This is a genomic window from Frigidibacter sp. MR17.14 (genome assembly GCF_037095735.1).
Taxonomy (GTDB): Bacteria; Pseudomonadota; Alphaproteobacteria; order Rhodobacterales; family Rhodobacteraceae; genus Frigidibacter.
This window is the reverse complement of the sequence record NZ_JBAWKD010000001.1, coordinates 778,686-805,003: the sequence shown is the minus strand read 5'-3', so window position 1 is coordinate 805,003 and position 26,318 is coordinate 778,686. Positions and strand designations below refer to the sequence as shown.

The window sequence follows — 26,318 nt, the reverse complement described above, 5'->3', positions numbered from 1 at the left end:
ACGGTGTTGCAGAGCAGACTTTCTTTTACCCGAGGGCCAATGAAACACTCGATCACTGCCGGCACGATCCTGATCGCAATCGCACTGCCGATCATTGGGCATGCTGAGGATGGCGCCGCGGCGAATGCCTATGTTCTCGGGCCCCAGGATCAGCTCGCGATCCGGGTGAACTCGCTGCGTCGCGATACCGGCGAGATCTACACATGGACGCCGCTCAGCGATACATTCGCGGTCGGCGCCGACGGGTCGATCTTCCTGCCGCTGGTGGGGCAGGTTTCTGCCTCGGGCAGCACACCGGACCAGCTGGCGCAGAGCATCGCCGAGGCGCTGCGCCGCACCGCGAACCTTGCCGAAACGCCCTTCGCCACGGTCGAGGTGACCAGCTATCGCCCGGTCTTCGTCATCGGCGCCGTGCAGCGACCCGGCCGCTACGAGTTCCAGCCGGGCATGACGGTGCTGCAGGCCCTGAGCACCGCGGAGGGTTTCCTGCGCGCCCCGGATCTGCCGGGAACGCAGCGGCAGGCCATCTCGGCCGGGGGCGACCTGCGGCAGCTTGAAGCCGAGCGCATTTCGCTGCAGGCGCGCATCGCGCGATATACCGCGGAAAGCGCCGGTGACGGTGCCGGGATCGTCTTTCCGACGGAGCTGACCGACCCGGCGCAGGACGATCCCCGCGCGACCGAGGCGATGCGGCACGAGATGGATCGCTACCGTGCAGGGCGCGAGGCGCTGACCGCCGAACTTGCGGCGATTGCCGACGCCAAGGCGCTGCTTCAGCAAGAGCTCGGCTCTTTGGCGGAGCGGTCCGAGGCGCTGACGCGCCAGCAGGCCTTGTACGACGAGGAAGTGAAGGTCGTGAGCGATCTTCGCGAGCGTGGCCTTGCGGTTTCGAGCCGGCAGATCGCGGCCGAAAGTTCGCAGCTGTCGGTGCGCAGCAGCCTTCTGGACGTGCATGTCGCGACCCTGCGCGCGCAACAGAACCTGCAGCAGGCGGATCGCGATATCATCGAGCTGCAGACCCGCTATCGCACCGCCGCGCTCGACAGCCTTGCCACGGCCCGTGATGCGCTGGAGCGCAATGGTCAGGCGAGCCGCACTGCCCGCTCTTTGCTGACCCTCGCGCTGTCGCAGTCCATGGACATGGTCGATACCTCCGACCTCGGCGGCTTCGCACCGGAATACCATCTGGTCCGGACCGGCACCGCCGGACGGCAGGAGATGGTGGTGGGTGACAGCTTCGCGATGCGGCCGGGCGACGTGCTTCAGGTTCAGCTGACGACGGTGCAGGCCCCCGGTCAGTGATCAACCGTATCGCAGGCCGAATCTCTTCGCCGGCAGCCGGATGCCAAGTGCCCTGAGCACGAGCCCGTAGGTTGCGGCGCCGACGATCATGCACAGCGCGAGCTCGATGACCGGGGCGAGGGCGAGGTCCTCAAGTTCGTTGCGCAGCAGGGTCACGGCGATCGCCATTGCCACGGCCGCCAGCGCGACCGGCCAGAGATTGCCGAGTTGCGCGCGCATGCCGATGCCGCCGAGGCGTCGCAGCGTGAGCATGTAGAAGAGGAACATGGGGGCGGCGATCAGGAGCCGCGCATACAGCATCCCGGTGACGGCCATCAGGTGGATGGCGACCGGGACGATCAGCAGGCGGATCGCAAGTTCGACCGAGCCGATCTTGAACAGGGCAGAGGGTTGACCGCTTGCCATGCAGAAGGCGCTGAGGATCTGGAGGTAGGCCGAGGGCAGGATCGCGATGGCGAGCAGCTGCAGCATCGGGGCCGCATCGAGCCACTTCTCGCCAAGCACGAAGCGGATCGCCAGATCGGAAGTCACGAAGATCCCGATGCAGACCGGTGTGGCCACGAGCATCACGAAGCGGCTGGCCTTGAGGAAGGCCGATTTCAGCCTTTCGGCATCCTTATTGATGCTTGAGAAAGCCGCGGTTGCGGCCTGCATCGCGGGGCTTACGACGCTTTGCACGGGGAAGCCGGCCATGTCCGAGGCAAGCACGTAGGTTCCCAAGGTCGCCTGGCTGACGGAGCGGCCGAGCAGGAATCTGTCGAGTTGCCAGTTCAGCGCGGCGACGATCTGGCTGAGCGTGTGCCATCCCGCGTAGCCCGCGAAGGTCGAGAACCGTGCGAAGGTCAGACTGGGCCGGTACGGCATGATGATGTAGCTGCCAAGTGTCGTGACGAAGGCCGCCACGACGCTGTTGCTGGCGATGGCCCAGTAGCCGCTGCCCGACAGCACCAGCGCGATCGCGGCAAGGGTGCCCGCGATCTTGCCGCCCATCTCGATCGTGAAGGTCTGCCGGAAGCTGAGCTTTTGTGCGAGGACCACCATGGCCGGATTGATGAGCCCGCGCAGGAACGGTCCCAGCGACATCAGCAGCAGCAGGCTGAACAAGCGATCGTCTTCGTAAAACTGCGCGAAAGGCCATGCCGCGGCCAGGATGAAGAACGCGAAGGCGGTTCCGCGCGCAAGGCTCAGCGTAAAGGCCGTGTCGAGATCGGCTTTGTCCATGGTCTGCTGGCGCAGGAGTGCGTGAAGCACCGGGACTTCCAGCACCATGTCGACGACGGATATCAAAATCAGCGCCAAGGCCACGAGGCCGAAATCGGCAGGTGTCAGGATGCGCGCCAGGACGATGAGGGTGCCGAAATCGATGAACTTGCCAAGGAAGCGCGAGAGAACCAGCCAGATCGCGCCTTTTAAGGCTTTGCCTGTAAGCATCAACTCTGCCCCACTCATACACACTCGCCACGGCGCGGCCGGAACCATGCTGCAATGCAGCATAGGTGCCCGCGACAAAGGCCCGCCGCATCGTCCGATTCGGCAGGGCGACTCTGGAAGAGGTTCGCCGCCCTGGCCGGCACCCGCTCGATAGTTGCATGCGGAACGGCGGGCCGCAATGTGCAGCATCGAAGAGTGGTCGCGCAGTCGCAAGCCAAATCAGTCACATGGCTCTGTCGGTGCTTCGGGATCGGGACCGGCGAATTTCCTGTTGCACGGGGCGAGGGTCGGGGGATGGCGAATCACAAACTCGTCATCGACGCCGCGCCCGGTTGCGGATCTGCCCTGTTGGCGGGCGCAAATGAGTGCTGCGGTGCGTCATAATCGGGCACAAGTCATGCAATAATGGAATTCCGGATATGCTCTCCGGTCAACACACACCCCTTAGGGTTGTGATGCGTGCTGCGCTTGGGGATCGGCGGAGGCTAAGCGACTGGATACGCTCGACGTCATACCACTTAACAAGTCCTTGCGCTCTGAGTGACCCAAAAAATTCACACGGGAATAGGCGGGAACATGCCGTATGCTGGAATGGTTAATTGGTAGACGGGGTATTAGATGCAGCCGGATTTTGCGCGTAGCCAGCTCGCTTCGCCCGAGAAGCCGTCGTATTCTCGCGATATCTGCGCGCCCGAAGTCTCTGCAAGAAGTGCCCGCGAGCCCTCCAAAACCTCTGTCGAGGGCGGATTTTACGGTGCGGCAGGGAAGCGCCTGTTCGATATCTCTCTGGCGCTGATCATGCTTCCGATCCTGGCGCCGACGATCCTGATCCTGCTGATCCTTGCATCGATGGATGGCGGCTGGCCGATGTTCCGCCATCGCCGGATCGGACGGAACGGGGAAACCTTCGGTTGCCTCAAGATCCGGTCGATGGTCGTGGATGCCGACGTGCGGCTTGCCCGTCTTCTCGAGAGCGATCCCGCTGCGGCCGCGGAGTGGGCGCTGTCCCAGAAGCTCACGGACGATCCCCGGATCACGGCCTTCGGACAGTTCATCCGCAAGACCAGCCTCGACGAGCTTCCGCAGGTCTGGAACGTGCTCATGGGCGAGATGAGTTTCGTCGGGCCCCGGCCGATCGTGCGCGACGAGATGATCCGCTACGGCATGTCCATCGGTGCCTACCTTCAGATGCGGCCGGGACTGACCGGCCCCTGGCAGGCTTCGGGCCGCAACGACATGTCCTATGACGAGCGGGTGACGCTCGACGTGGAATATTCGCGAAGCTTCGGCTTCGCCAAGGATGTGAAGATCATCCTCGCCACCGGCATGGCCGTCCTCAAGCGGACCGGCAAGTGACCCCGCTCTTCGCAGCCGTCGGACCCTTCCAGCGGAAGGAGTGAGCCCATGAGCATCGAGCCCATCGGCCTTGCCGCGCTGGCGGTGGTCGCGATCAGCTTCTTTCTGGACTACGGCACGATGGTCATCGTCCTCGTCACCGCTTCGGTGCTTGGCGCGGCGGCCGCTATCATCATCGGCGGGGCAAACATCCAGCCTGCCCATCTCTTCCTGGGCGCGGTCGGTCTGAACGCGCTGATGCGTCCGAGGCAGTGTGCCGGCATGCTGCTTGCCCTGCGTCCCGGCAAGCCCGGGTTCTGGCTGCTGTGCCTTGTCGCCTACGCGCTTGTCAGCGCCTTCTTCTTTCCGCGGATCATGGCGGGAAGCACCCTGATTTTCCCGATCGGCTCGACATCGTTCGACGCGACAGGCTCGACGGTCCCCTTGGCGCCGGTGTCCGGAAACATCACCCAGAGCATCTATATCGTCGGCAGCTTTGCCGTGTTCCTGATCGTCACCAGTTGCGCCTCTGACCACTCGGGCTTCAGGACGGCGGTCGCGGCCATTCTCTCCTATGCGGTCGCGAATGCCGCTTTCGGTCTGCTGGATCTGGCGACCTACCTTACGGGGACACAGGGCCTGCTCGAGGTGATCCGCAACGCGAAATACGCGATGCATACCGAGACAGAGATGCAGGGTCTAAAGCGTGTCGTGGGATCGTTCACCGAGGCGTCCTCGTTCGGCCGCTCGTCGATCGGGGCGCTGGGCTTCGTCGCGACACTCTGGCTGTGCGGGATCCGCCCGCTGTACACCGGCGGGCTTGCGATCCTGACCTTCCTTCTGGCGGTGATGTCGACCTCGTCGGCGGCCCTGGTCTCGTTGCCGGTGATGATGGCCTTGCTCTATCTCACGGTCCTCTCGCGGTCGGCGCGCGGGCTGGGGACGCGCGGCGGGCTTGTCCTGATTGTCGCGCTGCCATTGGTCGCGCTGGCCGCAGTCCTGGGGGTGCTGGCACATCCCGGGCTTTCGGCGGTCATCGGCGACTATCTCAACGCGCTCGTCTTTTCGAAGGCCGGCAGTGACTCGGGTGTCGAGCGCAGTTCGTGGAACGCGGCGGCACTGCAGAATTTCATCGACTCCGGGGGGCTTGGGGTCGGCCTGGGATCGATCCGGACGTCGAGCCTTGCGATGGCGCTCGTCGGTGGCGTCGGCGCCATCGGAACCCTCTTCTACCTTGGCTTCGTCGCGATGGCGTTCCTGCGCAATCCAGGCGTGCCGGGCGGCTACTTCACCGATGTGCGCACGGCGGCGCGCAACGGGTGCATCGGGATGGCCGTCGGCGACCTGATGCTCAGTTCGAATGTCGATCAGGGGATCCTGTTCTATGCGCTGGCGGGCCTTGCCGCGGCGCGACCGGAGTATCGTGGCGCCAGTCGGACGCCTGTCGCCCCTTCCCCTTCCAGCACGGTGCTTGCATGACTGCCGACTTCGCGATCAACGGACGCTTTCTCAGCCAAGGCATGACCGGGGTGCAGCGCTACGCCAGCAATGTCGTGGAGGCGCTTCACACCGCGCAACCGGGCAGCATCGCCATTCATGCGCCAAGGCAAGGCGCGCTGCGGCTGCCAGAGGGGCTGACGGTCCAGCGCGGCGGGCGCTTCACGGGCCAGCTGTGGGAGCAGCTCGACCTGCCGCGGCTGCAGCCCGGCCCGCTCCTGAACCTGTGCAACACCGCACCGCTGCGCAAGGAGAACCAGGTCGTCTGCATCCACGACGCCAATGTCTTCGTCGCACCTGAAAGCTATGGCGCAGCCTTCCGCCGCGCCTACCAGCTGATGCAGCCGATGATCGCGCGACGGGCGATGCGCGTCGCCACGGTGTCCGAGGCCTCGGCGCGGCAGCTGGCGCGGCACCTGCCGCTGCGGGCCGCGGAGATCGCCGTGCTGCCGAACGGTCACGAGCACGCGCTTGCCTGGGATCCGGACCGCGCAGAGATCGCACCGGCGCAGATCGCGCCGGCACGTCCCTTCATTCTCGCGATCGGGTCGCGCGCGCGACACAAGAATCTGGACCTGCTGACCAAGATCGCGCCGGAACTGGACGCACTGGGAATCGACGTCGTCATCGCGGGCGGCGGCGGTGCGATCTTCGCCGAGGAATCATCGGGCGGACCGCGCCTTGCCTCGAATGTCAGGATGCTCGGGCGGCTGTCGGACGATGACCTGGCGTGGCTGATGGACCGCGCGCTTTGCCTGGCCTTTCCGTCCTGGACCGAGGGCTTCGGACTGCCGCTGGTCGAGGCGATGGCGCGCGGCTGCGCGGTCGTCTCGTCCGACCGCGCCAGCATGCCGGAAGTCTGCGGTGCGGCGGGGCTTCTGGCCGCTCCGGACGATCCTTCGGCCTGGGTCGATCATATCGCGGCCCTCGCAGGCTCGACGCAGCTTCGGGCCGATCTGGTCGGCCGCGGGTTCGAGCAGGTGAAGCGCTTCAGCTGGGGGCGCAGCGCCGCCGGTTACCTCGAGCTGATGCAGGCCGGTGTCGCGCAAACCGTGCCTGCGCCGGCACCCGCCGCGCAGCCCGCAGGCAACATGGCTGTCGTCGTCGCGACGCGCGGCCGGCCGGCGGTGGTTTCGGCCACGGTGCGTCATCTGCTGGCAACGCAGACCCTCAAGCCCCGGGTGGTCTTCATCTCCTGCACGGATCCGCAGGATGCCGGCGATCTGGCGGCGCTCGACGAGGTCGTCGTGCTGGTGGGGCCGCCGGGATCCTCGGCGCAGCGCAACACCGGCATCGCCGCAGTTCCGAAAGGGATCGACGCGGTCGCCTTCTTCGACGACGATTTCGTCGCCGATCCGGGCTGGCTGGCCGCAGCCGCGCAGGTGTTCCGCGACGAATCCTCGGTGACGACGCTGACCGGGCATGTCCTTGCCGACGGTATCAAGGGCGCGGGCATCAGTTTCGAGCGCGCTTGCGAGATCGTCGCCACCGCGTCGCGCGAAGATGGTCCTGCGTGGATCGAGCCCTTCAGCCCCTATGGCTGCAACATGGTCTTCCGCGCTTCGGCGATCCGCGACATGGCCTTCGACGAACGGCTCGTTCTCTACGGTTGGCTGGAGGATCGCGATTTCGGCGCGACGCTTGCGCGCCGCGGCGGTCGGATGGCCAAGTCCGGCGCGCTGCGCGGCGTGCACATGGGGGTCAAGAGCGGCCGGGTCGCCGGCGAGCGGCTTGGATACTCGCAGGTGGTGAATCCCGTCTACATGCTGAGAAAGCGGACGATGACCGCGAGGCAGGTGGCCGGCCAGATCTTCCGCAACATGGCCAGCAATCTGGTGCTGGCCTTCAGGCCCGAGCCCTTCATCGATCGGCGTGGACGGTTGCGCGGCAACTGCATGGCGGTCGCGGACCTCCTGCGCGGCCGCATCGAGCCCGAGAGGGCGGCGCAGATCGCTTCTGCGAGGAAGACAGCATGATCTATGGAAAGAATGGCATCGGTGTGATCAGGACATCCGACCGGCAAAGCGCCGATCGCAAGCGCAGCGCCGAGGACAATCCGATGGCGCTGCTGAGGCCGATGATCGCGGCGGTGAACCGCCGTCTTCTGCCGCTGAGCCTCTGGGTACTGGTGTGCCTGCTGACGACGTACTTTTACGCGCGCTTGCTTCCTCCAACCTACACGGCAGCCTCGACGCTGATCCTCGAGACCACGCGCCAGCTTGCCGGGACGGCCAACGCCTCTGCGGCGGACAGCTCGCTCGACCTCAACCGCGTGGACAGCGAACTGCAGGTCATTCGTTCGGAGCGCATGCAGAGGCTGGTGTTCGATGCCCTGGGCCTTGCGAACCATCCCGAGATCGCAGTGCCTGCCGCTGCCGGCGATCCGGCTTCCGACCCCGTGGCCCAGCGCGCGACCGAGACAGCCTTCGCGCGGTTCCGCGACCGTTTTTCCGCGCGTCGCATCGGGCAGTCCTATGCGATCGAGATCAGCTACTCATCCTCGGATCCCGTGCTGGCGGCGCGTGTCGCCAATGCCGGTGCCTCGGCCTATCTGCTGCAGTCGGTGACGTTCCGCGAGGCCGTCGCCTCGGGAGGCGCGGAATTCATGCAGGGCCGGCTCGACGCCCTGCGCAACGAGGTCGCCGCCGCCTCTGCCGCCGTGCGCGACGGCACGTTGCCCGCGATCCAGATCCCGAATGCGAATGCGCGGATCATCGGCGCCGCCCTGGTGCCGCTCGCGCCCTCGGCGCCGCGGGTCAAGATGCTTGCCGCGCTTGGCGGGGTGCTTGGCCTATTGGGTGGCCTGCTGGCGATGGCGATGAGCGCGGCCCTCGATCGCAGGGTCGGCGACGGTCGCAGCATCCGCGCGGCCTACGACCTCGACGTGCTGGCGAGCCTGCCGACCGCGCGTGCGGCGCAGCTTGGCGAGGCGGGGGTGCGCTACACGATGGCCCTGCGCGACCTGCGCACGGCGATCGAGCTCGCCTTCGGCGCCGACGTCCAGCAGCGCAGCCGCAGCATCGCCCTTGCGTCCTGGACCGCCGGGACAGGGTGCAGCATGCTGGCGATGAACCTTGCGAATGTCATGCGCCACGGCAACGACCGGACGGTCGTCGTCGATGCCGACATCCGCGGCGGCGCGCGTGGGCTGACGGCGCAGCATGCCCCGCGCATGGCGCCGTCCCAGGACGATGCTCTGCCGGTCGTGGCGGCGGGCGCGGTCGATCTTCTGCCGACGCAGGCCATCGATGCCTTTTCGGAAAGCCTGGCGAACGCACGCAACCCGGCAATTGCCGAGCTGTTCCGCGCCGTCCAGTCGCGGGGGGACGTCCTGATCGATTTGCCGCCGCTGTCGGAATCGGCCGATGCCCGTGCCTTGGCGCGGCAGGCGGACGCGGTGCTGATCGTCGCTACGCCCTACAGCCTGATGGACGAGATCGCCCTGGCGCGTCACCAGCTCGAACAGAGCGGTGCGACGATCCTGGGTGTCGCGATCAATGATCCGGGGCACCACGGGCTGCGATCGCGCCTGCGCGGGCTGGGGCTGCATCGCTGGCTGCGGCGCACCCTGACGCGCAGCGGCGTGCCCCAGTCATGAAAGCCTATCGTTTGCCGCCCGAATGCGAGTTCCGCCGATGAAGATCGTCTCTGCCGCCGACCTCCGGACTGCCGCGCGTCCGGACCCCAAGGCCGATCCTGCGTTCGCAGGGCTGCGCGTCGCGCTGATCCACTACTGGCTCGTGACGATGCGGGGCGGCGAGAAGGTGCTGGAATCGCTCTGCGAGATGTTTCCGCAGGCCGACATCTTCACCCATGCCTACGATCCCGAGGCGGTCTCGCCGACCATCCGCCGCCACAAGGTCACCACCAGCCTGATCAGCCGGCTGCCGCGGGCGAGCCGCAACTACAAGTCCTACCTGCCGCTGATGCCGCTCGCGCTCGAGGAACTCGACCTGCGCGGCTACGACCTGATCATCAGCAGCGAGTCCGGCCCGGCAAAGGGCATCATCCCGCCCGGCGACGCGGTGCATGTCTGCTATTGCCACTCGCCCATGCGCTATGTCTGGAACATGTACCACGACTATGGCGAGCGCAGCGGCCGGGTGAAGCGGCTGCTGATGAAGCCCTTCAGCCATTACATCCGCAACTGGGATGCGGTGAGCGCGCTGCGCGTCGACGGTTTCGTCGCCAATTCGGACAATGTGCGCCGGCGGATCTCGCGCTACTACAACCGCGATGCCGGGGTGGTCTTCCCGCCGGTGGCGGTCGACGATTTCGCGCCGGTGCCCGAGGCGGGGCTGGGCGACTATCACCTGATGGTCGGCGAGCTGGTCGCCTACAAGCGCCCCGACCTGGCGATCGAGGCCTTCAACCGGATGGGTCGCAAGCTGGTGGTGATCGGCGGCGGCGAGATGCTGGAGACGGCCCGGCGCCTGGCGGGCCCGACCGTCGAGGTGCTGGGGCCGCAGCCCTTCAACATGCTGAAACATCACTACGCCCGCTGCCGTTCGCTGATCTTCCCGGGCGAGGAGGATTTCGGGATCGTCCCGCTCGAGGCGACGGCCAGCGGGCGCCCGGTGCTGGCCTATGCCCGCGGCGGCGCGCTGGAGACGGTGGTGGACGGGGTCACCGGCCTGTTCTTCGACACCCAGTCGGTCGAGGCGATCACCGAGGGCGTCGAGCGGATCGAGGCGGCGCTGAATGCGCGGCAGTTCGAGACCGCTGCGATGCTGGCCCATGCGGCAAGCTTCTCGCCGGCCGAGTTCCGTCGGAAGATGGGCGCGGAAATCCGCAGATGCCTTGATGCTGCCCAGCGTGACAAGCCGCAGGCCCAGCCATCGCCGGCCGCGCCGGCCACTTGGGCGCCGGCGGAATGACGCGCTGTTGCCAATCGCCGGCGCGGCCGCGGGCAGGTGCCTTGTCAGGCAGTCCGCGCGGATGAGCTCGGGACGATCGAGGCAGGGGCCATCGCGGCGCGCTGTGCTGGCAGGGGCCGGTGCGGCGGGCCTTGCGGGCGCCGGTGCCGTCTTCGCCTCGCTCGACGCGCGCGCGGCGGAACTCGACCGGGACCCGACGCTGGGCCGCGACCTGGTCTTCGAGGACCAGTTCGAACATCTCGATCGCGAGATATGGAATGCCGGGCCGAAGGTCAGCAATGCCGACCCGGGGTACTACGGTCGCTCGGCCTTCGCACGGTTTGGCGGCGAGGAGGGCTTCGACCCCTATGCCATCGTCGACGATCCCGATGCGAGCGGCGGGACGGCACTGCAGATCTCGGCCAAGTTCATCGGCCGGACGATGACTGTCAGAAACTACTACGGCAATGACCAACCCGAATTCCAGTGGATCAGCGGAAACCTCCAGACCTCGCGGCGTGATGGGACGGTCACCCGGGCCTGGCGCCACGGGTATTTCGAGACGCGCATGCTGTTCCCGCGCCACCCGCTGACCTGGCCGGCGTTCTGGCTCATGAACCGCTGCACGATCCTTGCGCCCTCAAGCGCGATCGAAGTCGATGTCGTCGAGCACAAGGGGTTCGAGCCGCATGACTACGGCGCCTATCTTCACGAGTGGGGCGAGCCCGGAGCGCGGCACGACGGCAGCGCGATCCGTGTCTCCGAGGACATGACCGCGGGGTACAACCGGTATGGCGTGCTGCTGGTCGATGATCTCTGCGCCGTCTATTTCAATCGCCGGCTCGTGCGAAACCATGCGACGGGCGTGCCAGCGGTCTGGGCCATAAGCCGGTCCGCGGAAATGGACCTGACCGACGATGCGTTCTGGCCGCTCATAACGCTGGCGATCCTGCCGGATTATCCGTTTCCGGATCCGTTGATGGCAGAGCACCGCGAAACGCGGATGCGCGTCGATTATTTTCAGGTCTATGCGTGACTCAAGGCCGTGAGGCAATGGACACGTCCTTTGCGAGCGATCGCCAGCGCATGCTGCCGAGCGAGGGGTCGCGATACTTGCCGCCGAGTGCGGCGTTGTTGCGGTGATAGGCTGAAGGCCGATCTCTCCCTTTCCCGCTCCTACTCAGCTCACGGCAGTGATCTCGGCGGTGCCGGGGGTCCTTTATCCGTTCGTGGATGAGCCATGTCGCGCCGTCGATCCGGGCGACCATGGCGAATGATGCGGATCTGGATTTCTGCGGTCTGCCGATCCGGGCCGCGGTAGGGGATCTGTACCGCAATCCGTCCCTGACATCGGCACAGGCTGGAACGGGTCAGTCCAGCCCCGCCATCTCTCTCAGGCTGGCGATAAGCCAACCGTCCGCCGTTGCGGCAGGCCGAGCAATACCTTCAGCGTGAGGCAACTTGGGTAGCGGTCCCCGAGAAGGTCTCGGGACGACGACGCTTGCCCGTCCTGGCGGTGAGCCAAGCCATCGTCGGGTCGAACGAGAACCAGAGCGACCCGCGGCGGCGAAGAGCGGCCTTGCAGGCGGACCGGTTGGTCATGCGATGGCGCGGGGTAGAGGGCTGCGGCTTGGCCCAAGACTAACGCTCCGGACTCACGAGACGCATCCGCCTCACCGCCTGCTGCAACAACTCCGACAACATGCGAGAATCGCTAGAGCCGTGGTCAGCGATCAATATTGGCAGTGCCGGGATCGGGTGTCTCGTCCACGGAGTCCGCTCGCTTCGCGCGCCCATTGGCGCCGCTGGTCATGGCCAGAAGGGCAAGCACGGCGACATAAACCGCGGGAATCAGCATTCCAACAAGGAAAAAAATGCCGATCACCGACCAGAGCGGCATGCCCATCGCATAGCCTGTTCCGGCCGCAGCAGCGGCGCCCAGCAGACCGAACAATCCCAAGAATATATGCACGATGCGCAACACCCGTAACAGCGGCCGAGGTCTTGGTCGTGCTGGATGATGTAGACAGATCATACGTGAAGGCAAACGGAATCCCGGGGATGCCGCCTGCGTAGGTTCGGATTCCGAATCTCGGCATCATGGCTGCCGGATCTGGGAGAGGATCAGTCGCGTATTGCGAAGTTGACGTGGTTGGCCCGGGCGCGCCAAGAGACGATCTGCGCGCCGGACGGGGCGCGCAGGAGGGCAGCGTCCGGTTCAGCTGCGGTTGTAGATGTCCTCGTAGCGGACGATGTCGTCCTCGCCGACATAGGCGCCGGTCTGCACCTCGATCAGGTACATCGGCACCTTGCCCGGGTTGGCCATCCGGTGCTTCTCGCCCAGCGGGATGTAGACCGACTGGTTCTCGGTCACCAGCTGCACCCTGTCGCCGATCGTCACCTCGGCCGTGCCGGCGACGACGATCCAGTGCTCGGACCGGTGCATGTGCGATTGCAGCGAAAGGATCCCGCCCGGCTTCACCATGATCCGCTTCACCTGGAAGCGGGTGCCGAGGCAGAGCGTCTCGTACCAGCCCCAGGGGCGGTGGAAGCGGGGATAGTCCTCGGCCTGCGGGGCGCCGGATTTCTTCAGGGCCGCGACGGCGGTCTTGACCTCCTGCAGGCGCGCGCGGTCGGCGATCAGCACCGCATCGCGCGTGGCCACCGCCACCACGTCGCGCAGACCCAGCGCCACCAGATGCACGCCCGGCTCTTCCGAGCGCAGGTAGGATCCGCTCACGTCGATCGCGGTGACGGCGCCGTGGGTGGTCACGTCCTGCCCGGGCGCGATCAGCGCGTCCCAGCTGCCAAGGTCGTTCCAGCCGCAGTCGACCGGCACCGCGGTCACGTTCGCGGCCTTCTCCATCACCGCGTAGTCGAAGGAGATCGACGGCGCTTTGCCCCAGGCCCGCGCGTCGAGCCGGGTGAAGCCCAGATCCTCCTTGCCGCCGGCCAGCGCCAGGCGCACCGGGGCCACCAGCTCGGTCGCATGGGCCTCGAAGGCGGCGATCAGGTCGCCGGCGCGGGCCAGGAAGATGCCCGCGTTCCAGAGATAGCGGCCCGAGGCCACGAATTCGGCGGCGGTCGCGGCATCGGGCTTCTCGCGGAAGCTTTTCAGCGGCACCGGGCTGCCGGTGACCGCGGGCTCTGCCAGCTCGAGGTAGCCGTAGCCGGTCTCGGGGCGGGTGGGCGCGATGCCGAAGGTCACGAGCCGGCCGGCATTGGCGGCCTCGGCCCCGGCGGCGACCGCCGAGAGGAAGGCGGGGGCGTCGGCGATCACGTGGTCGGAGGGCGCGATCAGCAGCAGCGCCTCGGGCGTGGCCTCGTGCATCAGAGCCGCCGCCAGAACCGCGGCGCCGGTGTCGCGGGCCGAGGGCTCGATCAGCACGCGCGCGTCCTCAAGTCCGATGGCCTGGGCCTGGTCGATGGCGATGAAGCGGAAATCCTCGCCGGTCAGCACCAGCGGTGCACCGAAGGCCGGGCCGGACAGGCGGCGCAGCGTGCCCTGGAACAGCGTCTCGGTGCCCACGAGCGGCAGGAACTGCTTGGGATAGGACTTGCGCGACAGCGGCCATAGCCGGGTGCCGGAACCGCCGCAGAGGATGACGGGCGTGATCATGGGATATGCCTTCTCAAATACCGCGACGGGTCGGGAGATGCGCCGTCGCCAACCTACAAAACCTGCCGGGCGGCGGGAACGGGCCCGCGCTCCGCCCGGCGAAAGCGCTCAACCGGTCGCCAGCAGCGCCCGGATTTCGTCGACGCGATCGGCCACCAGCGCGCGGTCGCCGCGCGATTCGACGTTCAGCCGCACCACCGGCTCGGTGTTCGAGGACCGCAGGTTGAACCGCCAGTCGGGGAAGCTGAGCCCGATGCCGTCGGTCTCGTCGCGGTCGCGTGCCTCGGGGGCGAAGCGGTCCATGACCCGGGCGATGGCGGCGCGGGGATCGTCGAGACGGAAGTTGATCTCGCCCGACGAGGGGAAGGCCGCCTGACGTTCTGCCACCAGCGCGGCCAGCGACGCGCCGCGCCGGCCCATCAGCTCGACCACCAGCAGCCAGGGCACCATGCCCGAGTCGCAGCAGACGAAGTCGCGGAAGTAGTGATGCGCCGACATCTCGCCGCCATAGACGGCGTCATGGTCGCGCAGCGCCTGCTTGATGAAGGCGTGGCCGGTCTTCGACTGGATCGGGGTGCCGCCGGCGGCGGTGACGACGTCGCGGGTGTTCCAGATGATCCGGGGATCGTGGACGATGCGCGCCCCCGGCTCCTTGGCGAGGAAGACCTCGGCCAGCAGGCCGACGATGTATTCGCCGTCGATAAAGCCGCCCTCGGCGTCGAAGAAGAAACAGCGGTCGAAATCGCCGTCCCAGGCCAGTCCGAGATCGGCCCCCGCCTCGCGCACGGCATCGGCGGTGGCGGGGCGGTTCTCGGGCAGGAGCGGGTTCGGGATGCCGTTCGGGAAGCTGCCGTCGGGGACGTGGTGGATGCGGATGAACTCCAGCGGCGCACCGCGCGCGGCCAGCGCCCCGGCGATGGCGTCGAAGGTCGGGCCGGCGGCGCCGTTGCCGGCATTGACGACGATCTTCAGCGGGCGCAGCGCCGCGACTTCGACGAAGCGCATGACACCCGCGACATAGGCGGCGCGGGCCTTTGCGGCGATGTCGGTCAGCCGGCCGCCGGGCTTCGGCGGGCCGAAGCTGTCCGCCTCGGCAAGGTCGTGGATCGCCTGCAGGCCCGAGGCCGCGTCCAGCGGCGCCGAGCCGCGGCGCACCAGCTTCATGCCGTTGTAATCCATCGGATTGTGCGATGCCGTGACCTCGATCCCGGCATCGGCGCCGAATTCGGTGGTGGCCCAGTACATCTCTTCGGTGCCGCAGAGCCCGAGGTCCAGCACCTCGGCGCCCTCGTCCATCAGCCCGCGCGCGACCGCCTCTGCCAGTTCGACCGACGAGGCGCGGATGTCGCGGCCAAGGACCACCTTGGGGCTGTCGCCGGTGGCAAGCGCCCGGGCCGCGGCACGGCCGATCCTGTAGGCGATGGCGGCGTCCAGATCGACGCCGAGACGCCCGCGGATGTCATAGGCCTTGAAACAGCTCAGGGTCATACCACGGCAACTCCCTTCTCACACAACCGTGTGCAGGAAGCCCGAAGAAGCGCAGGGCGGTCAAGCGCTGCCGTGCAGCGAAAGGGGCTGTGCCGCGCAAACTGCCGCATTGCTGCCACAACAGGCGATCCCGGTGAAAAGCAACGATTTTTCCGCGTTACAATAATCCACTCATGGTTGTTTTGCGCCTGTTCCGGCGGCGGTGCAAGCCCGATTGCGGGCGATCCGGGGCGGCGCGGGGAATCGAGGCCGCGGACGGACCAGTGCGGGGGCGGTGCGGGGGCGGTGCCCGTGGACAAGCCCGGCCCGATCGGCGAGGCTCGGCCCGATGCCAGCCGAAAGGAGCCCGCCATGAGCCGTCTTGCCCAGGTCCTCGCCAGAATCGACGCGGCCAACGACCAGGACCCCAGCCTCGAGGACGGCCAGCCCGCGAACCGCCTGTATGGCGAGCGGATGAGCGCCGAGCTGGCACGGCTGTTCCCCGAGGCGTCCGAGGTGCTGCAGATCTGCGCGCGCGGCCAGCATGTCGAGCGCTGGCTCTTGCCGCGCGAGGACTATCCCGAGGGGCGCGCCGGCTATCTGGCCTGGCGGCAGGAGCAGGGCCGGCGGCATGCGGCGCGGATCGAGGAGTTCATGGCCGACGCGGGCTATGGCGCCGAAGAGATGGCGCAGGCCGGGCGGATGCTGCGCAAGGAGGGGATCAAGCGCGACGCCGAGGTGCAGGCGCTGGAGGACGTGATCTGCTTCGTGTTCCTGCGCTGGTATTTCGGCGATTTCGCCACCGAGCGCGAACCGGCGGGGCTGTTGCGCATCGTCGAGAAGACCGCGCGCAAGATGTCGGCCGAGGGCCGCGCCCGCGCGCTGGCCGAGTTCGAGCTGCCCGAACCCTTCGCCGCCGCCTTCCGCGACTGACCGCCCAAGGGCCGTTCCGCGCCGTTCCGGGGCGGGCGCGTCGCGCGAGGCGTGGCTGAGGACGGGGGGCAAGCCGCCTGCCGGTGTTATGCTGGCAGGCCTCGATCCCGCACGGCGCGCCGGTTCGGGGTCAGGGGGCGGCAGGGGTGTCGATCGGCGGCTCGTCGCCGTCGTTGGGCCGCCAGGCGAGGTCCGCGGCCAGCCGGTCGTGCAGGCGCGGGGCCGCGGCCACGAGGCCCGCGGCGCGCCGGCCGGGGGTGTTGTAGGTGACGCCCGTCCCGGTCGCGTCGGTGACGCGGCCGCCGGCGCGGGTCACGATCAGGTCGCCCGCCGCAAGGTCCCATTCCCAGATCCGCCGGAAGGACAGCACCGCGTCGGTGCGCCCTTCGGCCAGAAGGCACATCCGCCAGGCCAGCGCCGCGCGGAAGCCGCGGGTCAGCGCCGGCACACGGCCACCCTGCCAATGCGCGGGGTCGAAGGCCTGCCGCACCGCCAGCGCACGCGCGCCCTCGGGCTCGGCCGCGTCGGTGACGCGGATCGGGGCGCCGTTCAGCAGGGCCGGGCCGACCTCGGTCGCGGTGAACAGCTCGTCGCGCACCGGCAGGTAGATCGCGGCGGCGGTGATCCGGCCGCGCTCGGCCACCGCGAGCGCGTGGCAGAAGCCCTCTTCGCCGGCGATGAAGGCGCGGGTGCCGTCGATCGGGTCAACGATGAAGACGCGCTCGGCGGCGAGGCGGGCGGGGGCCTCGTCCTCGGTCTCTTCCGACAGCCAGCCATAGTCGGGACGTGCGGCCAGCAGCTCGTGCTTCAGCATCCGGTCGACGGCGAGGTCGGCCTCGGTCACCGGGCCGGCGCCGCCGGACTTCTCCCAGGTCTCGGGGCTGGCCTGCCAGAAGCCCATCGCGATGCGGCCGGCGGCGCGGGCCGCCTCGGCGAGAAGGTCGAGATCACGCGCCGGCAAGGGTGAGGCCTTCGACCAGCAGGCTGGGGATCACGTGGCTGAGATGCGCGCGGCCGTCATTGGCGGCGACGATGGTGCGCAGCATCTCGGGCAGGGACCCGGCGATGGTGCATTCGTTGACCGGATAGGCGATCTCGCCGTTCTCGACCCAGAAGCCGGAGGCCCCGCGCGAATAGTCGCCGGTGTTGGCATTGATCGAGGCGCCGATCAGCTGGGTCACCACCAGCCCGGTGCCCATGTCGCGGATCAGGTCGGCGCGACTGGCGGAGCCTTGGGTCAACGCGATGTTCGAATGGCCGGGTGCGGGCGGCGAGCCGGTGCCGCGGCTGGCGTTGCCGGTCGAGGGCAGGCCGAGCTTGCGCCCCGTCGCCAGATCCAGCGTCCAGCCGGTCAGCACGCCATTTTCCACGATGGTGCGGGTCTGCGTCGGCAGCCCCTCGCCGTCGAAGGGGCGCGAGCCGGGGATGCGGATGCGGAACGGATCCTCGATCACCGAGAGCGTTTCGGGCAGCACGAGCTTGCCGTTCAACTCGCGCGCCCATGACGCGCCGCGGGCGATGGCGCTGCCGTTGATCGCGCCCAGAAGGTGGCCGATCAGCGAGGACGAGATGCGCTCGTCGTACAGCACCGGGAAGCGGCCCGTCGGCGGCTTGCGCGAGCCCTGGCGTTCGGCGGCGCGCTGGCCGGCGCGGGTGCCGATCTCTTCGGGCGAGGGCAGGTCGGACTGGAAGATCCGGCCCTCTGCCGCCCAGTCGCGCTCCATCGTGGTGCCGGACCCCGAGATCGCGGTCATCGAGATGTGGCGCGAGGTGCGGGCGTAGCCGGCCGAGAAGCCGTTCGAGGCGGCGATCCAGATCCGGCGCGCCGAATAGGCGGCCGAGGCACCCTGCGATTTCGACACGCCCGCGACGGCGAGGCCGGCGGCCTCGGCGGCCAGCGCATCGGCCTGCAGCGCGGCGGCGTCGGGTTCGGCCGCGGGATCGGCAAGCTCGAGCCGCGCGGCGTCGGTGTCGCGGGCTAGCTGCGACGGGTCGGCAAGGCCCGCGGTCGGGTCCTCGGGCGCCTCGCGGGCCATGGCGATGGCGCGTTCGGCCATTTCCGCGATGGTGCGGGCCGAGACGTCCGAGGCCGAGACGCAGGCCTGGCGCCCGCCGATCAGCACGCGCAGGCCGATCTCGATGCCTTCCGAACGTTCGGCCTGTTCAAGCTTGCCCTCGCGGATGTCGATCGAGAGCGAGGTGCCATCGACGGCCATGGCATCGGCGGCGGTGGCGCCGGCTTTCAGCGCGGTGTCGATGAGGGCGGCGGTCAGGGTCTGCAGCTGGTCGGCCAAGGGAAGCTCCGGGTCCGGGTCACTGACAGGACTTATCCATTCGGCCCCGAATGGCAAGGCCAGTGGCCGTCCGATGGGGACCGGAGGGGCGGCGTGCTGGTCGCGGGGCGGGTTTCGCGCGATGATGGGGCCAGCTTGGGAGGGTGGAATGACGGAAGTGTTGACGATCTGGACCTTCGACTGGGTGCCGAGCGGCCCGCGCGGCTATGTGCGCGACCTGCGTCTGCGCTGGGCGCTGGAAGAGGCGGGGCTGCCCTACCGGGTCGAGACGGTGCCCTTCGCCGACCGCGGCGCCGCGCATCTGGCACGCCAGCCCTTCGGGCAGGTGCCCTTCCTGCAGGACGGCGAGATCCGCCTGTTCGAAAGCGGCGCCTGCCTGCTGCACATCGCCGAAAAGTCCGAGGCGCTGATGCCGCGCGATCCGGTGGCGCGGGCCGAGGTGCTGCAATGGGTGATCTCGGCGCTGAACTCGGTCGAGATGGTGACGGTGCCCTGGTGGGTCATCGGGTTGTCCAAGCCCGACGTGAACCCGCTGGCCGAGTGGATGGGCCAGCGCTTCGCCCGGCTCGAGGCGGTGCTGGCGGGGCGCGACTGGCTGGCCTGCGGGCGGTTCAGCGTGGCCGACATCCTGATGTCGGACGTGCTTCGGGTGCCGATGGATCTGGGCGCACTGGCCGGATACCCGGCGCTCTGCGCCTATGTCGAGCGCGCGCGGGCGCGGCCGGCGTTCCGCAAGGCGCATGACGACCAGATCGCCCAATACGCGGCCGCCGATACGGCGCGGCAGGGCTAAAGGGCGCCCGGCACGATGCTGGGAGCTGTTCCGGCGGTCGGCGGCGCCTGGCTTGCGCACGGGCGGGCTATATACGGGACAGGACTCGCTGTCGGCAACGAAACGGCGGGCACCCCGGGGGCGCCCGCCGCAGATCTGGCGTCGTGTCAGGCGCTCAGGTGATCACGTCGGGCGCGGTGCGGCCCGTGGCCTGCGCGAGGCCGGCAAGATCCTCGGCCGCGGCGATGACCGGGGCCAGCGCCTCCTGCACCTCCATGCCCTGCTTGGCCGCGTCGGGCTCGTAGCGCTCGAGATACAGCCGGATCGTCGCGCCCTCGGTGCCGGTGCCCGAGAGGCGGATGACGAAGCGCGAGCCGTCCTCGAACAGCACCCGGATGCCCTGCTTGGCCGAGGTCGAGCCGTCGACCGGGTCGGTGTAGGCGAAATCGTCCGCCTCTTTCACCGTCAGGCCCTGCACCTGCGTGCCCGGCAGCGTGGCGAGGCTGGCGCGGAGCCTGTCCACCATCGCCTCGGCCGCGGTCTTGTCGACGGCCTCGTAGTCGTGGCGGCTGTAGTAGGTGCGCCCGAAGCGCGCCCAATGGTCGGCCAGCAACTCTTTCACCGACTTGCCGGTGGCGGCCAGGATGTTGAGCCACATCAGCACCGCCCAGAGCCCGTCCTTTTCGCGGACATGGTCCGAGCCGGTGCCGAAGCTTTCCTCGCCGCAGATCGTGGCGCGGCCGCCGTCGAGGAGGTTGCCGAAGAACTTCCAGCCGGTGGGGGTTTCATAGGAGCCGATGCCCAGCGCCTCGGCCACGCGGTCGGCGGCGGCCGAGGTCGGCATAGAGCGGGCGACGCCCTTCAGACCCTTGGCATAGCCCGGCGCGAGGGTCGCGTGTTCGCAGATCACCGCGAGGCTGTCCGAGGGCGAGACATAGACGCCGCGGCCAAGGATCATGTTGCGGTCGCCGTCGCCGTCCGAGGCGGCGCCGAACTGCTTCGGCCCCTCGCCCATCATCTCGTTCATCAGGGTCCGCGCCCAGGTCGGGTTCGGGTCCGGGTGGCCGCCGCCGAAATCGGGCAGGGGCTTGCCGTTGATCACCGTCCCCGCGCGGGCGCCAAGGCGGTTTTCGAGGATCTCGGTCGCGTAGGGGCCGGTCACGGCATGCATCGCGTCGAAGCGCAGGCGGAAGCCGCCCTCGATCATGCGGCGGATCGCCGGGAAGTCGAACAGCGTCTCCATCAGCGCGGCATAGTCGGTGACGGGATCGACGATCTCGACCACCGTCTCGCCCAGCCGGGTCTCGCCGATGGTGCCAAGGTCGATGTCCTGCGTCTCGGCGATCTTGAACTCGCCGGGGGCCTTGGCGGCGGCGAAGATCTTTTCGGTCACCGATTCCGGGGCCGGGCCGCCGTTCGGCATGTTGAACTTGATGCCGAAGTCCTCGTCGATGCCACCGGGGTTGTGGCTGGCCGACAGGATGATGCCACCATCGGTGCCGCGCTTGCGGATCAGATGCGACGCCGCGGGGGTCGAGAGGATCCCGCCCTGGCCGACGATCACGCGTTTCGCGCCGTTCGCGGCGGCCATGCGCAGGATCACCTGCACGGCGCGGTCGTTGAAATAGCGCCCGTCGCCGCCGACGACATAGGTCTGGCCCGCGGCGCCGCCGGTGGCGTCGAAGATCGCCTGCACGAAGTTCTCGAGGTAGAGCGGCTCCATGAAGGCGCGGGTCTTCTTGCGCAGGCCGGAGGTGCCGGGTTTCTGATCCGGGAAGCCGGCCGTCTGGTGGGTCGTGATCTTCATGATCGCTCCTGGTGTCGTCTTGGCGTGTCGTCTGGGGGCCGGCCGTCAGGCGGCCGCCTGGGTGAAAAGCGTCACCGACTGCGCGGCGACGGGGATGACGGGGCCGGAGACGCGCGCGGGCGCGGCCTCGGGCAGGGCAGTGTCGAGCATCCGCGTCCAGCCCCGGCCCGGAAGGCAATCCGGCAGGGTGACATCGGTTCCCTCGCCGGCGTTGAAGACGATGAAGACGACATCGTCGGTCATCGAATAGGCCGGGGTGAAGGACGAGGCGCGCAGTTCGACGCAGAGCGTCTTCCACGACGGGTCCTGCCAGTCCTCGGGCGCGGGCGTGGCGCCGTCCGGCTTGCGCCAGAAGATGTCGGGGATACCGTCCTTGTGGCGGGGCAGGGCGTGCAGGAACAGCCGCTGGCGCAGCACCGGATGGGTGCGGCGCAGGGCGGCGAGGCGGCCGGTGAAGGCCGCCAGCGCCCGGTCGGGCCGGTCCCAGTTCACCCAGGAGGTCGGGTTGTCCTGCGCATAGGCGTTGTTGTTGCCGCCCTGCGAATTGCCGATCTCGTCGCCCGACAGCAGCATCGGCGTGCCCTGGGACAGGAACAGCGTCGCCAGCAGGTTGCGCTTGCGCTGGTCGCGGGCGGACCGGATCTTCGGATCGCCGCTCGGCCCCTCGACCCCCATGTTGTCGGAATGGTTGGGCTCGTGGCCGTCGCGGTTTTCCTCGCCATTGGCCCAGTTGCGCTTGGCGCCGTAGCTGACGGTGTCTTCCAGCGTGAAGCCGTCATGCGAGGTCACGAAGTTCACCGACGAGGTCGCGCCGCGGCCCTGCCGGTCGAACAGCTCGGCCGAGCCGGTGAGGCGGCCGGCCAGTTCCCCGATGGTGCCGGCCTCGCCCTTCCAGAAGCGGCGCACGCAGTCGCGGTAGCGGTCGTTCAGTTCCAGGAAGGGATGCGGGAACTGGCCCAGCTGATAGCCGCCAAGGCCCACGTCCCAGGGTTCCGCCACCAGTTTCACGCGGTTCAGGACCGGGTCCTGCCGGATCGCCGAAACGAAGCCGCGCGAGGCGTCGAAGCCCTGCGGGCCGCGGCCGAGCGTGGTGGCAAGGTCGAAGCGGAAGCCGTCGACATGCATCGTCTCGACCCAGTAGCGCAGGCTGTCCATCACCATCCGCAGCACCGCCGGGTGGTCGATGTTCAGCGTGTTCCCGGTGCCGGTGACGTCGTCGTAGAAGCGCGGGTTCTGGCCGAGGCGGTAGTAGCTGCGGTTGTCGAGCCCGCGGAACGACAGCGTCGGGCCAAGGTGGTTGCCCTCGCCGGTGTGGTTGTAGACCACGTCGAGGATCACCTCGATCCCGGCCGAGTGGAAGCGGCGCACCATCGTCTGGAATTCCCAGAGCTGGTTTTCACGCAAAAACCGCGGATCGGGGGCGAAGAAGCCTATGGTGGAATAGCCCCAGTAGTTGGTCAGGGCCTTTTCGGTCAGGAAGCGTTCGTCGACATGGGCCTGCACCGGCATCAGCTGCACGGTGGTGACGCCAAGCTTGTTCAGGTGGTCGAGCACCGGCGCCGAGGCGAGGCCCAGGAAGGTGCCGCGCTTGCGCCGGTCCACGCCCGGATGCTGGGCGGTCATGCCCTTCACATGCGTCTCGTAATGCACCGAAAGCGAGCGGCGGTGGCGCGGCGGGCGATCCTCGCCCCAGGCGAAGCCGGGGTCGGTGACGATGGCCTTCGGGACGGCGAAGGCAGAGTCGCGGGTGTCGAAGCTGAGATCGGCGCGCGGGGATTTCGCGATGTAGCCCAGCGTCGCATCCGTGTGGCGCAGGGGCCCGGTCAGGCGCTTGGCATAGGGGTCGATCAGAAGCTTGTTCGCGTTGAAGCGGAAGCCCTCTTCCGGCAGGTAGCGGCCATGCGCGCGGTAGCCGTAGAGCGTGCCGGGCGTCAGCCCCGCGACGTAGACATGCCAGACGTCGCCGTCGCGCTCGCGCAGCGGGATGCGCGCAAGCTCGGTGCGGCCGTCTTCCGAGAACAGGCAAAGCTCGATCAGCTCGGCATCGGCCGAGAAGATGGCGAAGTTCACGCCCTCGCCGTCCCAGGTCGCGCCCAGCGGGTCGGGGCGGCCGGCAGAGAGGCCGTGGTGGGGCAGCTTGGCCGGGATCGTGCGGGGCTTGACCGATCTGGGCTGCGGCTGCGGCGGTGCGTTCACGCGCGGATGTCCTCGTAAAGCCTTGCATAGGCCGCGGCAGAGCGCCGCCAGCCCATGTCCTGCTTCATACCCGCGCGCTGGATCGCGCGGAAGACCCCCGGCTGGGCGTAGAGATCGACAAGGCGGTCGAGTGCCTGCGCAAGGCCAAGGCGATCGACCTGCGTGAAGACGACGCCCGTCGCGCAGCCCGCGTCGAGGGCTGCCTTGTTCGCGTCGATGACGGTATCGGCCAGACCGCCCACCGCCGAGACGACCGGCACCGCGCCGTAGCGCAGCCCGTACATCTGGGTCAGGCCGCAGGGCTCGAACCGCGAGGGCACCAGCACCGCGTCGCCGCCGGCGAACATCCGGTGCGGCAGCGCCTCGTCATAGCCGGTGCGCACCGCGACGCGGCCCGGATGGCGGGCGGCGACGGCGGCGAGGCCGGCCGAGATCTCGGCATCGCCCGCGCCCAGCACCGCCAGCCCGCCGCCGCGGGCGACGAAGCCGTCGAGAACTTGGGGCAGCAGGTCGAGGCCCTTCTGCCACGACATGCGCGACACGACGACGGCCAGCGGCCCCGGCACCTCGCCCAGCCCGAAATCGGCGCGCAGCCGGTCGCGGTTGGCGGCCTTGCCCTTCATCTGGCGCGTCGAATAGGGCAGCACGCCGGGGTCGGCCTCCGGGTTCCAGGCGATCTCGTCGATGCCGTTCAGGATGCCGGTCATCGCGGCGCCGCGGTCGGCGATCACGCCCTGCAGGCCCATGCCGACCTCTGGCCGCATCAGCTCGCGCGCATAGGTCGGCGAGACGGTGGTGACGCGGTCGGCGGCGGTGATGCCGCCCTTCAGGGCCGAGATCTGGCCCCAGTATTCGAACATGCCGGAATGGAACGCGTCCCACGACAGGCGCAGGGCGCCCATCTTCTCTGCGGGCGCGAGACCCTGGAAGGCGATGTTGTGGATGGTGACGACGGTGCCCACGGACAGGCCCTGCAGCCGGGCATAGACCGGGGCGAGGCCGCCCTGCCAGTCATGGGCGTGGATCACGTCGGGCTTCCACCCCGTCGACAGCCCGTCGCGGGCGATCGCGGCCGCGGCCCAACTGAGCGCGGCGAAGCGTTCGGCATTGTCGGGGTGGTCGAGCCCGTCGGGGCCGAGATAGGGCGAGCCCGCGCGGTCGAAGAGGTGCGGCGCGTCGAACATCAGGAAATCGATGCCCTCGAGCCGCCCGGCCAGCACCTGCGCCGGGCCGCCCATCACGTCGGGCTCGCCCCAGACCGGCTCGAGCGCCGCGAAGCGCTCTTTCAGGCCCGGATAGGCGGGCATCAGCACGCGCATGTCCCAGCCCTCGGCCCGAAGGGCGGCGGGCAGGGCGCCGGCCACGTCGGCCAGCCCCCCGGTCTTGATCAGCGGCACGCATTCCGAGGTGACGGAGAGCACACGCCCCTTTGCCGGCAGAACCCCGTTTTCCGCCTCGGCCATGATGGTCGTCATCCGTCCCGCCGTCCCCTGTCGTTGATCCTGTCGTCGATCCGGTGTCAGCCTTCGAGCGTCGCGGCGCGGCGGTCGAGCATCGGCTGGGTGATCAGCACCACGCCCCCTTCCGAGACGCGGAACCACTTGCCATCCTCGACCGGGTCCTCGCCGACCACAAGGCCTGCGGGCACCTGCACGCCGCGGTCGAGCACGACGCGGCTGAGACGCGCGGATCGGTGCACCTGTGCGTAAGGCAGCGCCACAACCTGATGCAGCTGCGAATAGCTGTGGCTCTGCACGCCGGTGAACAGCAGCGACTCGCGCACCTCGGTGCCCGAGATGATGCAGCCCCCCGCGACCATCGACGAAATGGCCGAGCCGCGCCGGCCTTCTTCGTCATGGATGAACTTCGCGGGCGGCGTCAGCTCGCCATAGGTCCAGATCGGCCAGCGGGTGTCGTAGATGTCGAGGTCGGGCGTGAAGTTCGTCAGGTCGATGTTGGCCTGATGGAAGGCGTCGATCGTGCCGACGTCGCGCCAGTAGGCCGGGCTTTCGTCGGTCGAGGTGACGCAGCTTTCCTCGAACGGATGCACCATGGCCTTTCCGTTCTTCACGATGGCCGGGATCAGGTCGGTGCCGAAATCGTGGGTCGAGTTCGGATCCTCGGCATCTTCCAGAAGCAGTTCGCGCAGGAAGGACCAGGTGAAGACATAGATCCCCATCGAACACAGCGTGCGGTCGGGATCGCCGGGCATGCCGGGCGGATCCTTGGGCTTTTCGAGGAACTTCAGGATCCGCCGGTCGCGGTCGATGTCCATCACCCCGAAGGCCGAGGCTTCCTTGCGCGGCACGGTCAGGCAGCCCACGGTCACGTCGGCCCCCGTCTCGACGTGCTGCTTCAGCATCACCTCGTAGTCCATCTTGTAGATGTGGTCGCCCGCAAGGATCACGACGTAGTCGATGTCGTAGCTGTCGACGATGTCGATGTTCTGGGTGACCGCGTCGGCGGTGCCGCGATACCAGCGGTTCTCGTCCACCCGCTGCGAGGCGGGCAGGATGTCGAGATATTCGCCCCGCTCGGCGCGGAAGAAGGTCCAGCCGCGCTGCAGGTGGCGGATCAGCGAATGCGCCTTGTACTGCGTGGCCACCGCCATCTTGCGGATGCCCGAGTTCAGCGCGTTCGACAGCGCGAAGTCGATGATCCGGGTCTTGCCGCCGAAATAGACCGCCGGTTTCGCGCGGCTGTCGGTCAGTTCCTTCAACCGGCTGCCGCGGCCGCCGGCCAGCACGAAGGCCATGGCGCGGCGCGAGAGCCTGTCGTTCGGTTGTGCCTGCATGTCGTCCCCCTCCCC

Annotated in this window: 19 protein-coding genes and 1 pseudogene; 9 read left to right on the top strand and 11 right to left on the bottom strand. The window is 68.3% G+C overall.

Going from position 1 to position 26,318, the window contains the following annotated elements; genetic code table 11:
* Window positions 1-39 precede the first annotated feature (39 nt).
* The gene (locus tag V8J36_RS03815; RefSeq protein WP_336466185.1) at window positions 40-1,302 is read left to right on the top strand and encodes a polysaccharide biosynthesis/export family protein; all 1,263 of its coding nucleotides are present in this window, start codon (window positions 40-42) and stop codon (window positions 1,300-1,302) included.
* Here V8J36_RS03815 and V8J36_RS03810 read toward each other — a convergent pair whose 3' ends face one another.
* The gene (locus V8J36_RS03810; protein ID WP_336465912.1) at window positions 1,303-2,751 is read right to left on the bottom strand and encodes a lipopolysaccharide biosynthesis protein; all 1,449 of its coding nucleotides are present in this window, start codon (window positions 2,749-2,751) and stop codon (window positions 1,303-1,305) included.
* A gap of 600 nt (window positions 2,752-3,351) precedes the next feature.
* Between V8J36_RS03810 and V8J36_RS03805 the strand changes: the two genes are divergently transcribed.
* The 6 genes from V8J36_RS03805 to V8J36_RS03780 all read left to right on the top strand — a co-directional run bounded on the left by V8J36_RS03805 (window position 3,352) and on the right by V8J36_RS03780 (window position 11,457).
* Window positions 3,352-4,089, top strand: a complete 738-nt coding sequence (locus V8J36_RS03805; protein ID WP_336465911.1) for a sugar transferase — start codon at window positions 3,352-3,354, stop codon at window positions 4,087-4,089.
* A 48-nt stretch (window positions 4,090-4,137) separates the two neighbouring features.
* Window positions 4,138-5,547 (top strand): hypothetical protein, encoded by a 1,410-nt coding sequence (locus tag V8J36_RS03800; RefSeq protein WP_336465910.1) that lies wholly within the window; start codon window positions 4,138-4,140, stop codon window positions 5,545-5,547.
* Window positions 5,544-7,541 carry a glycosyltransferase gene (locus V8J36_RS03795; protein WP_336465909.1) on the top strand — a complete coding sequence of 666 codons (1,998 nt, stop codon included), beginning with the start codon at window positions 5,544-5,546 and terminating at the stop codon, window positions 7,539-7,541. Before V8J36_RS03800 ends, V8J36_RS03795 begins: the two co-directional genes overlap by 4 nt.
* Entirely contained in the window at window positions 7,538-9,163 is a 1,626-nt protein-coding gene (locus V8J36_RS03790; protein ID WP_336465908.1) for a hypothetical protein, read from the top strand. Before V8J36_RS03795 ends, V8J36_RS03790 begins: the two co-directional genes overlap by 4 nt.
* 37 nt (window positions 9,164-9,200) lie before the next feature.
* Window positions 9,201-10,442, top strand: a complete 1,242-nt coding sequence (locus V8J36_RS03785) for a glycosyltransferase (RefSeq protein ID WP_336465907.1) — start codon at window positions 9,201-9,203, stop codon at window positions 10,440-10,442.
* Window positions 10,443-10,545: 103 nt separating this feature from the next.
* Window positions 10,546-11,457: a glycoside hydrolase family 16 protein gene (locus V8J36_RS03780; protein ID WP_336465906.1), complete on the top strand. Its 912-nt coding sequence runs from the start codon at window positions 10,546-10,548 to the stop codon at window positions 11,455-11,457.
* A gap of 272 nt (window positions 11,458-11,729) precedes the next feature.
* Here the strand turns inward: V8J36_RS03780 and V8J36_RS03775 are convergent.
* The 4 genes and pseudogenes from V8J36_RS03775 to V8J36_RS03760 form a co-directional block, all read right to left on the bottom strand.
* A pseudogene (locus V8J36_RS03775) lies at window positions 11,730-12,023 on the bottom strand (transposase); the annotation flags it as partial.
* Window positions 12,024-12,147: 124 nt separating this feature from the next.
* Window positions 12,148-12,402 (bottom strand): hypothetical protein, encoded by a 255-nt coding sequence (locus V8J36_RS03770; RefSeq protein ID WP_336465905.1) that lies wholly within the window; start codon window positions 12,400-12,402, stop codon window positions 12,148-12,150.
* Window positions 12,403-12,639: 237 nt separating this feature from the next.
* Window positions 12,640-14,040, bottom strand: a complete 1,401-nt coding sequence (locus V8J36_RS03765) for a mannose-1-phosphate guanylyltransferase/mannose-6-phosphate isomerase (RefSeq protein WP_336465904.1) — start codon at window positions 14,038-14,040, stop codon at window positions 12,640-12,642.
* 108 nt (window positions 14,041-14,148) lie between these two features.
* The gene (locus V8J36_RS03760) at window positions 14,149-15,528 is read right to left on the bottom strand and encodes a phosphomannomutase (protein WP_336465903.1); all 1,380 of its coding nucleotides are present in this window, start codon (window positions 15,526-15,528) and stop codon (window positions 14,149-14,151) included.
* A 351-nt stretch (window positions 15,529-15,879) separates the two neighbouring features.
* On the opposite strand from V8J36_RS03760, the gene V8J36_RS03755 reads away from it, so the two are divergent.
* Entirely contained in the window at window positions 15,880-16,440 is a 561-nt protein-coding gene (locus V8J36_RS03755; RefSeq protein ID WP_336465902.1) for a DUF4202 domain-containing protein, read from the top strand.
* 130 nt (window positions 16,441-16,570) lie between these two features.
* Here the strand turns inward: V8J36_RS03755 and V8J36_RS03750 are convergent, their stop codons facing one another.
* Window positions 16,571-17,401, bottom strand: coding sequence for a 3'(2'),5'-bisphosphate nucleotidase CysQ (locus V8J36_RS03750; RefSeq protein WP_336465901.1), 831 nt, complete (start codon window positions 17,399-17,401; stop codon window positions 16,571-16,573).
* Window positions 17,388-18,734, bottom strand: coding sequence for a TldD/PmbA family protein (locus V8J36_RS03745; protein WP_336465900.1), 1,347 nt, complete (start codon window positions 18,732-18,734; stop codon window positions 17,388-17,390). The genes V8J36_RS03750 and V8J36_RS03745 overlap by 14 nt, the downstream gene beginning before the upstream one ends.
* Before the next feature lie 148 nt (window positions 18,735-18,882).
* Between V8J36_RS03745 and V8J36_RS03740 the strand changes: the two genes are divergently transcribed.
* Window positions 18,883-19,527, top strand: coding sequence for a glutathione S-transferase family protein (locus V8J36_RS03740; protein WP_336465899.1), 645 nt, complete (start codon window positions 18,883-18,885; stop codon window positions 19,525-19,527).
* 154 nt (window positions 19,528-19,681) lie between these two features.
* Here the strand turns inward: V8J36_RS03740 and V8J36_RS03735 are convergent, their stop codons facing one another.
* Genes V8J36_RS03735 through glgC form a run of 4 tightly spaced genes read right to left on the bottom strand, consistent with a single transcriptional unit; the run spans window position 19,682 to window position 26,303 of the window.
* A complete protein-coding gene (locus tag V8J36_RS03735) occupies window positions 19,682-21,313 on the bottom strand; it encodes an alpha-D-glucose phosphate-specific phosphoglucomutase (RefSeq protein ID WP_336465898.1) in 1,632 nt (543 codons plus the stop codon).
* A gap of 45 nt (window positions 21,314-21,358) precedes the next feature.
* Entirely contained in the window at window positions 21,359-23,509 is a 2,151-nt protein-coding gene (glgX, locus tag V8J36_RS03730) for a glycogen debranching protein GlgX (protein WP_442902453.1), read from the bottom strand.
* On the bottom strand, window positions 23,506-24,984 hold the full coding sequence (gene glgA / locus V8J36_RS03725; protein ID WP_336465897.1) for a glycogen synthase GlgA: 1,479 nt from the start codon (window positions 24,982-24,984) through the stop codon (window positions 23,506-23,508). The genes glgX and glgA overlap by 4 nt, the downstream gene beginning before the upstream one ends.
* Window positions 24,985-25,028: 44 nt before the next feature.
* Window positions 25,029-26,303 (bottom strand): glucose-1-phosphate adenylyltransferase, encoded by a 1,275-nt coding sequence (gene glgC, locus V8J36_RS03720; protein ID WP_336465896.1) that lies wholly within the window; start codon window positions 26,301-26,303, stop codon window positions 25,029-25,031.
* Window positions 26,304-26,318: the final 15 nt, after the last annotated feature.

Bases quoted from the DNA above. Each gene is read 5' to 3' on its own strand.
- V8J36_RS03815 (WP_336466185.1), top strand. From the start codon at position 40: ATGAAACACTCGATCACTGCCGGCACGATCCTGATCGCAATCGCACTG.
- V8J36_RS03810 (WP_336465912.1), bottom strand. From the start codon at position 2,751: ATGAGTGGGGCAGAGTTGATGCTTACAGGCAAAGCCTTAAAAGGCGCG.
- V8J36_RS03805 (WP_336465911.1), top strand. From the start codon at position 3,352: ATGCAGCCGGATTTTGCGCGTAGCCAGCTCGCTTCGCCCGAGAAGCCG.
- V8J36_RS03800 (WP_336465910.1), top strand. From the start codon at position 4,138: ATGAGCATCGAGCCCATCGGCCTTGCCGCGCTGGCGGTGGTCGCGATC.
- V8J36_RS03795 (WP_336465909.1), top strand. From the start codon at position 5,544: ATGACTGCCGACTTCGCGATCAACGGACGCTTTCTCAGCCAAGGCATG.
- V8J36_RS03790 (WP_336465908.1), top strand. From the start codon at position 7,538: ATGATCTATGGAAAGAATGGCATCGGTGTGATCAGGACATCCGACCGG.
- V8J36_RS03785 (WP_336465907.1), top strand. From the start codon at position 9,201: ATGAAGATCGTCTCTGCCGCCGACCTCCGGACTGCCGCGCGTCCGGAC.
- V8J36_RS03765 (WP_336465904.1), bottom strand. From the start codon at position 14,040: ATGATCACGCCCGTCATCCTCTGCGGCGGTTCCGGCACCCGGCTATGG.
- V8J36_RS03760 (WP_336465903.1), bottom strand. From the start codon at position 15,528: ATGACCCTGAGCTGTTTCAAGGCCTATGACATCCGCGGGCGTCTCGGC.
- V8J36_RS03755 (WP_336465902.1), top strand. From the start codon at position 15,880: ATGAGCCGTCTTGCCCAGGTCCTCGCCAGAATCGACGCGGCCAACGAC.
- V8J36_RS03740 (WP_336465899.1), top strand. From the start codon at position 18,883: ATGACGGAAGTGTTGACGATCTGGACCTTCGACTGGGTGCCGAGCGGC.
- V8J36_RS03735 (WP_336465898.1), bottom strand. From the start codon at position 21,313: ATGAAGATCACGACCCACCAGACGGCCGGCTTCCCGGATCAGAAACCC.
- glgA (WP_336465897.1), bottom strand. From the start codon at position 24,984: ATGACGACCATCATGGCCGAGGCGGAAAACGGGGTTCTGCCGGCAAAG.
- glgC (WP_336465896.1), bottom strand. From the start codon at position 26,303: ATGCAGGCACAACCGAACGACAGGCTCTCGCGCCGCGCCATGGCCTTC.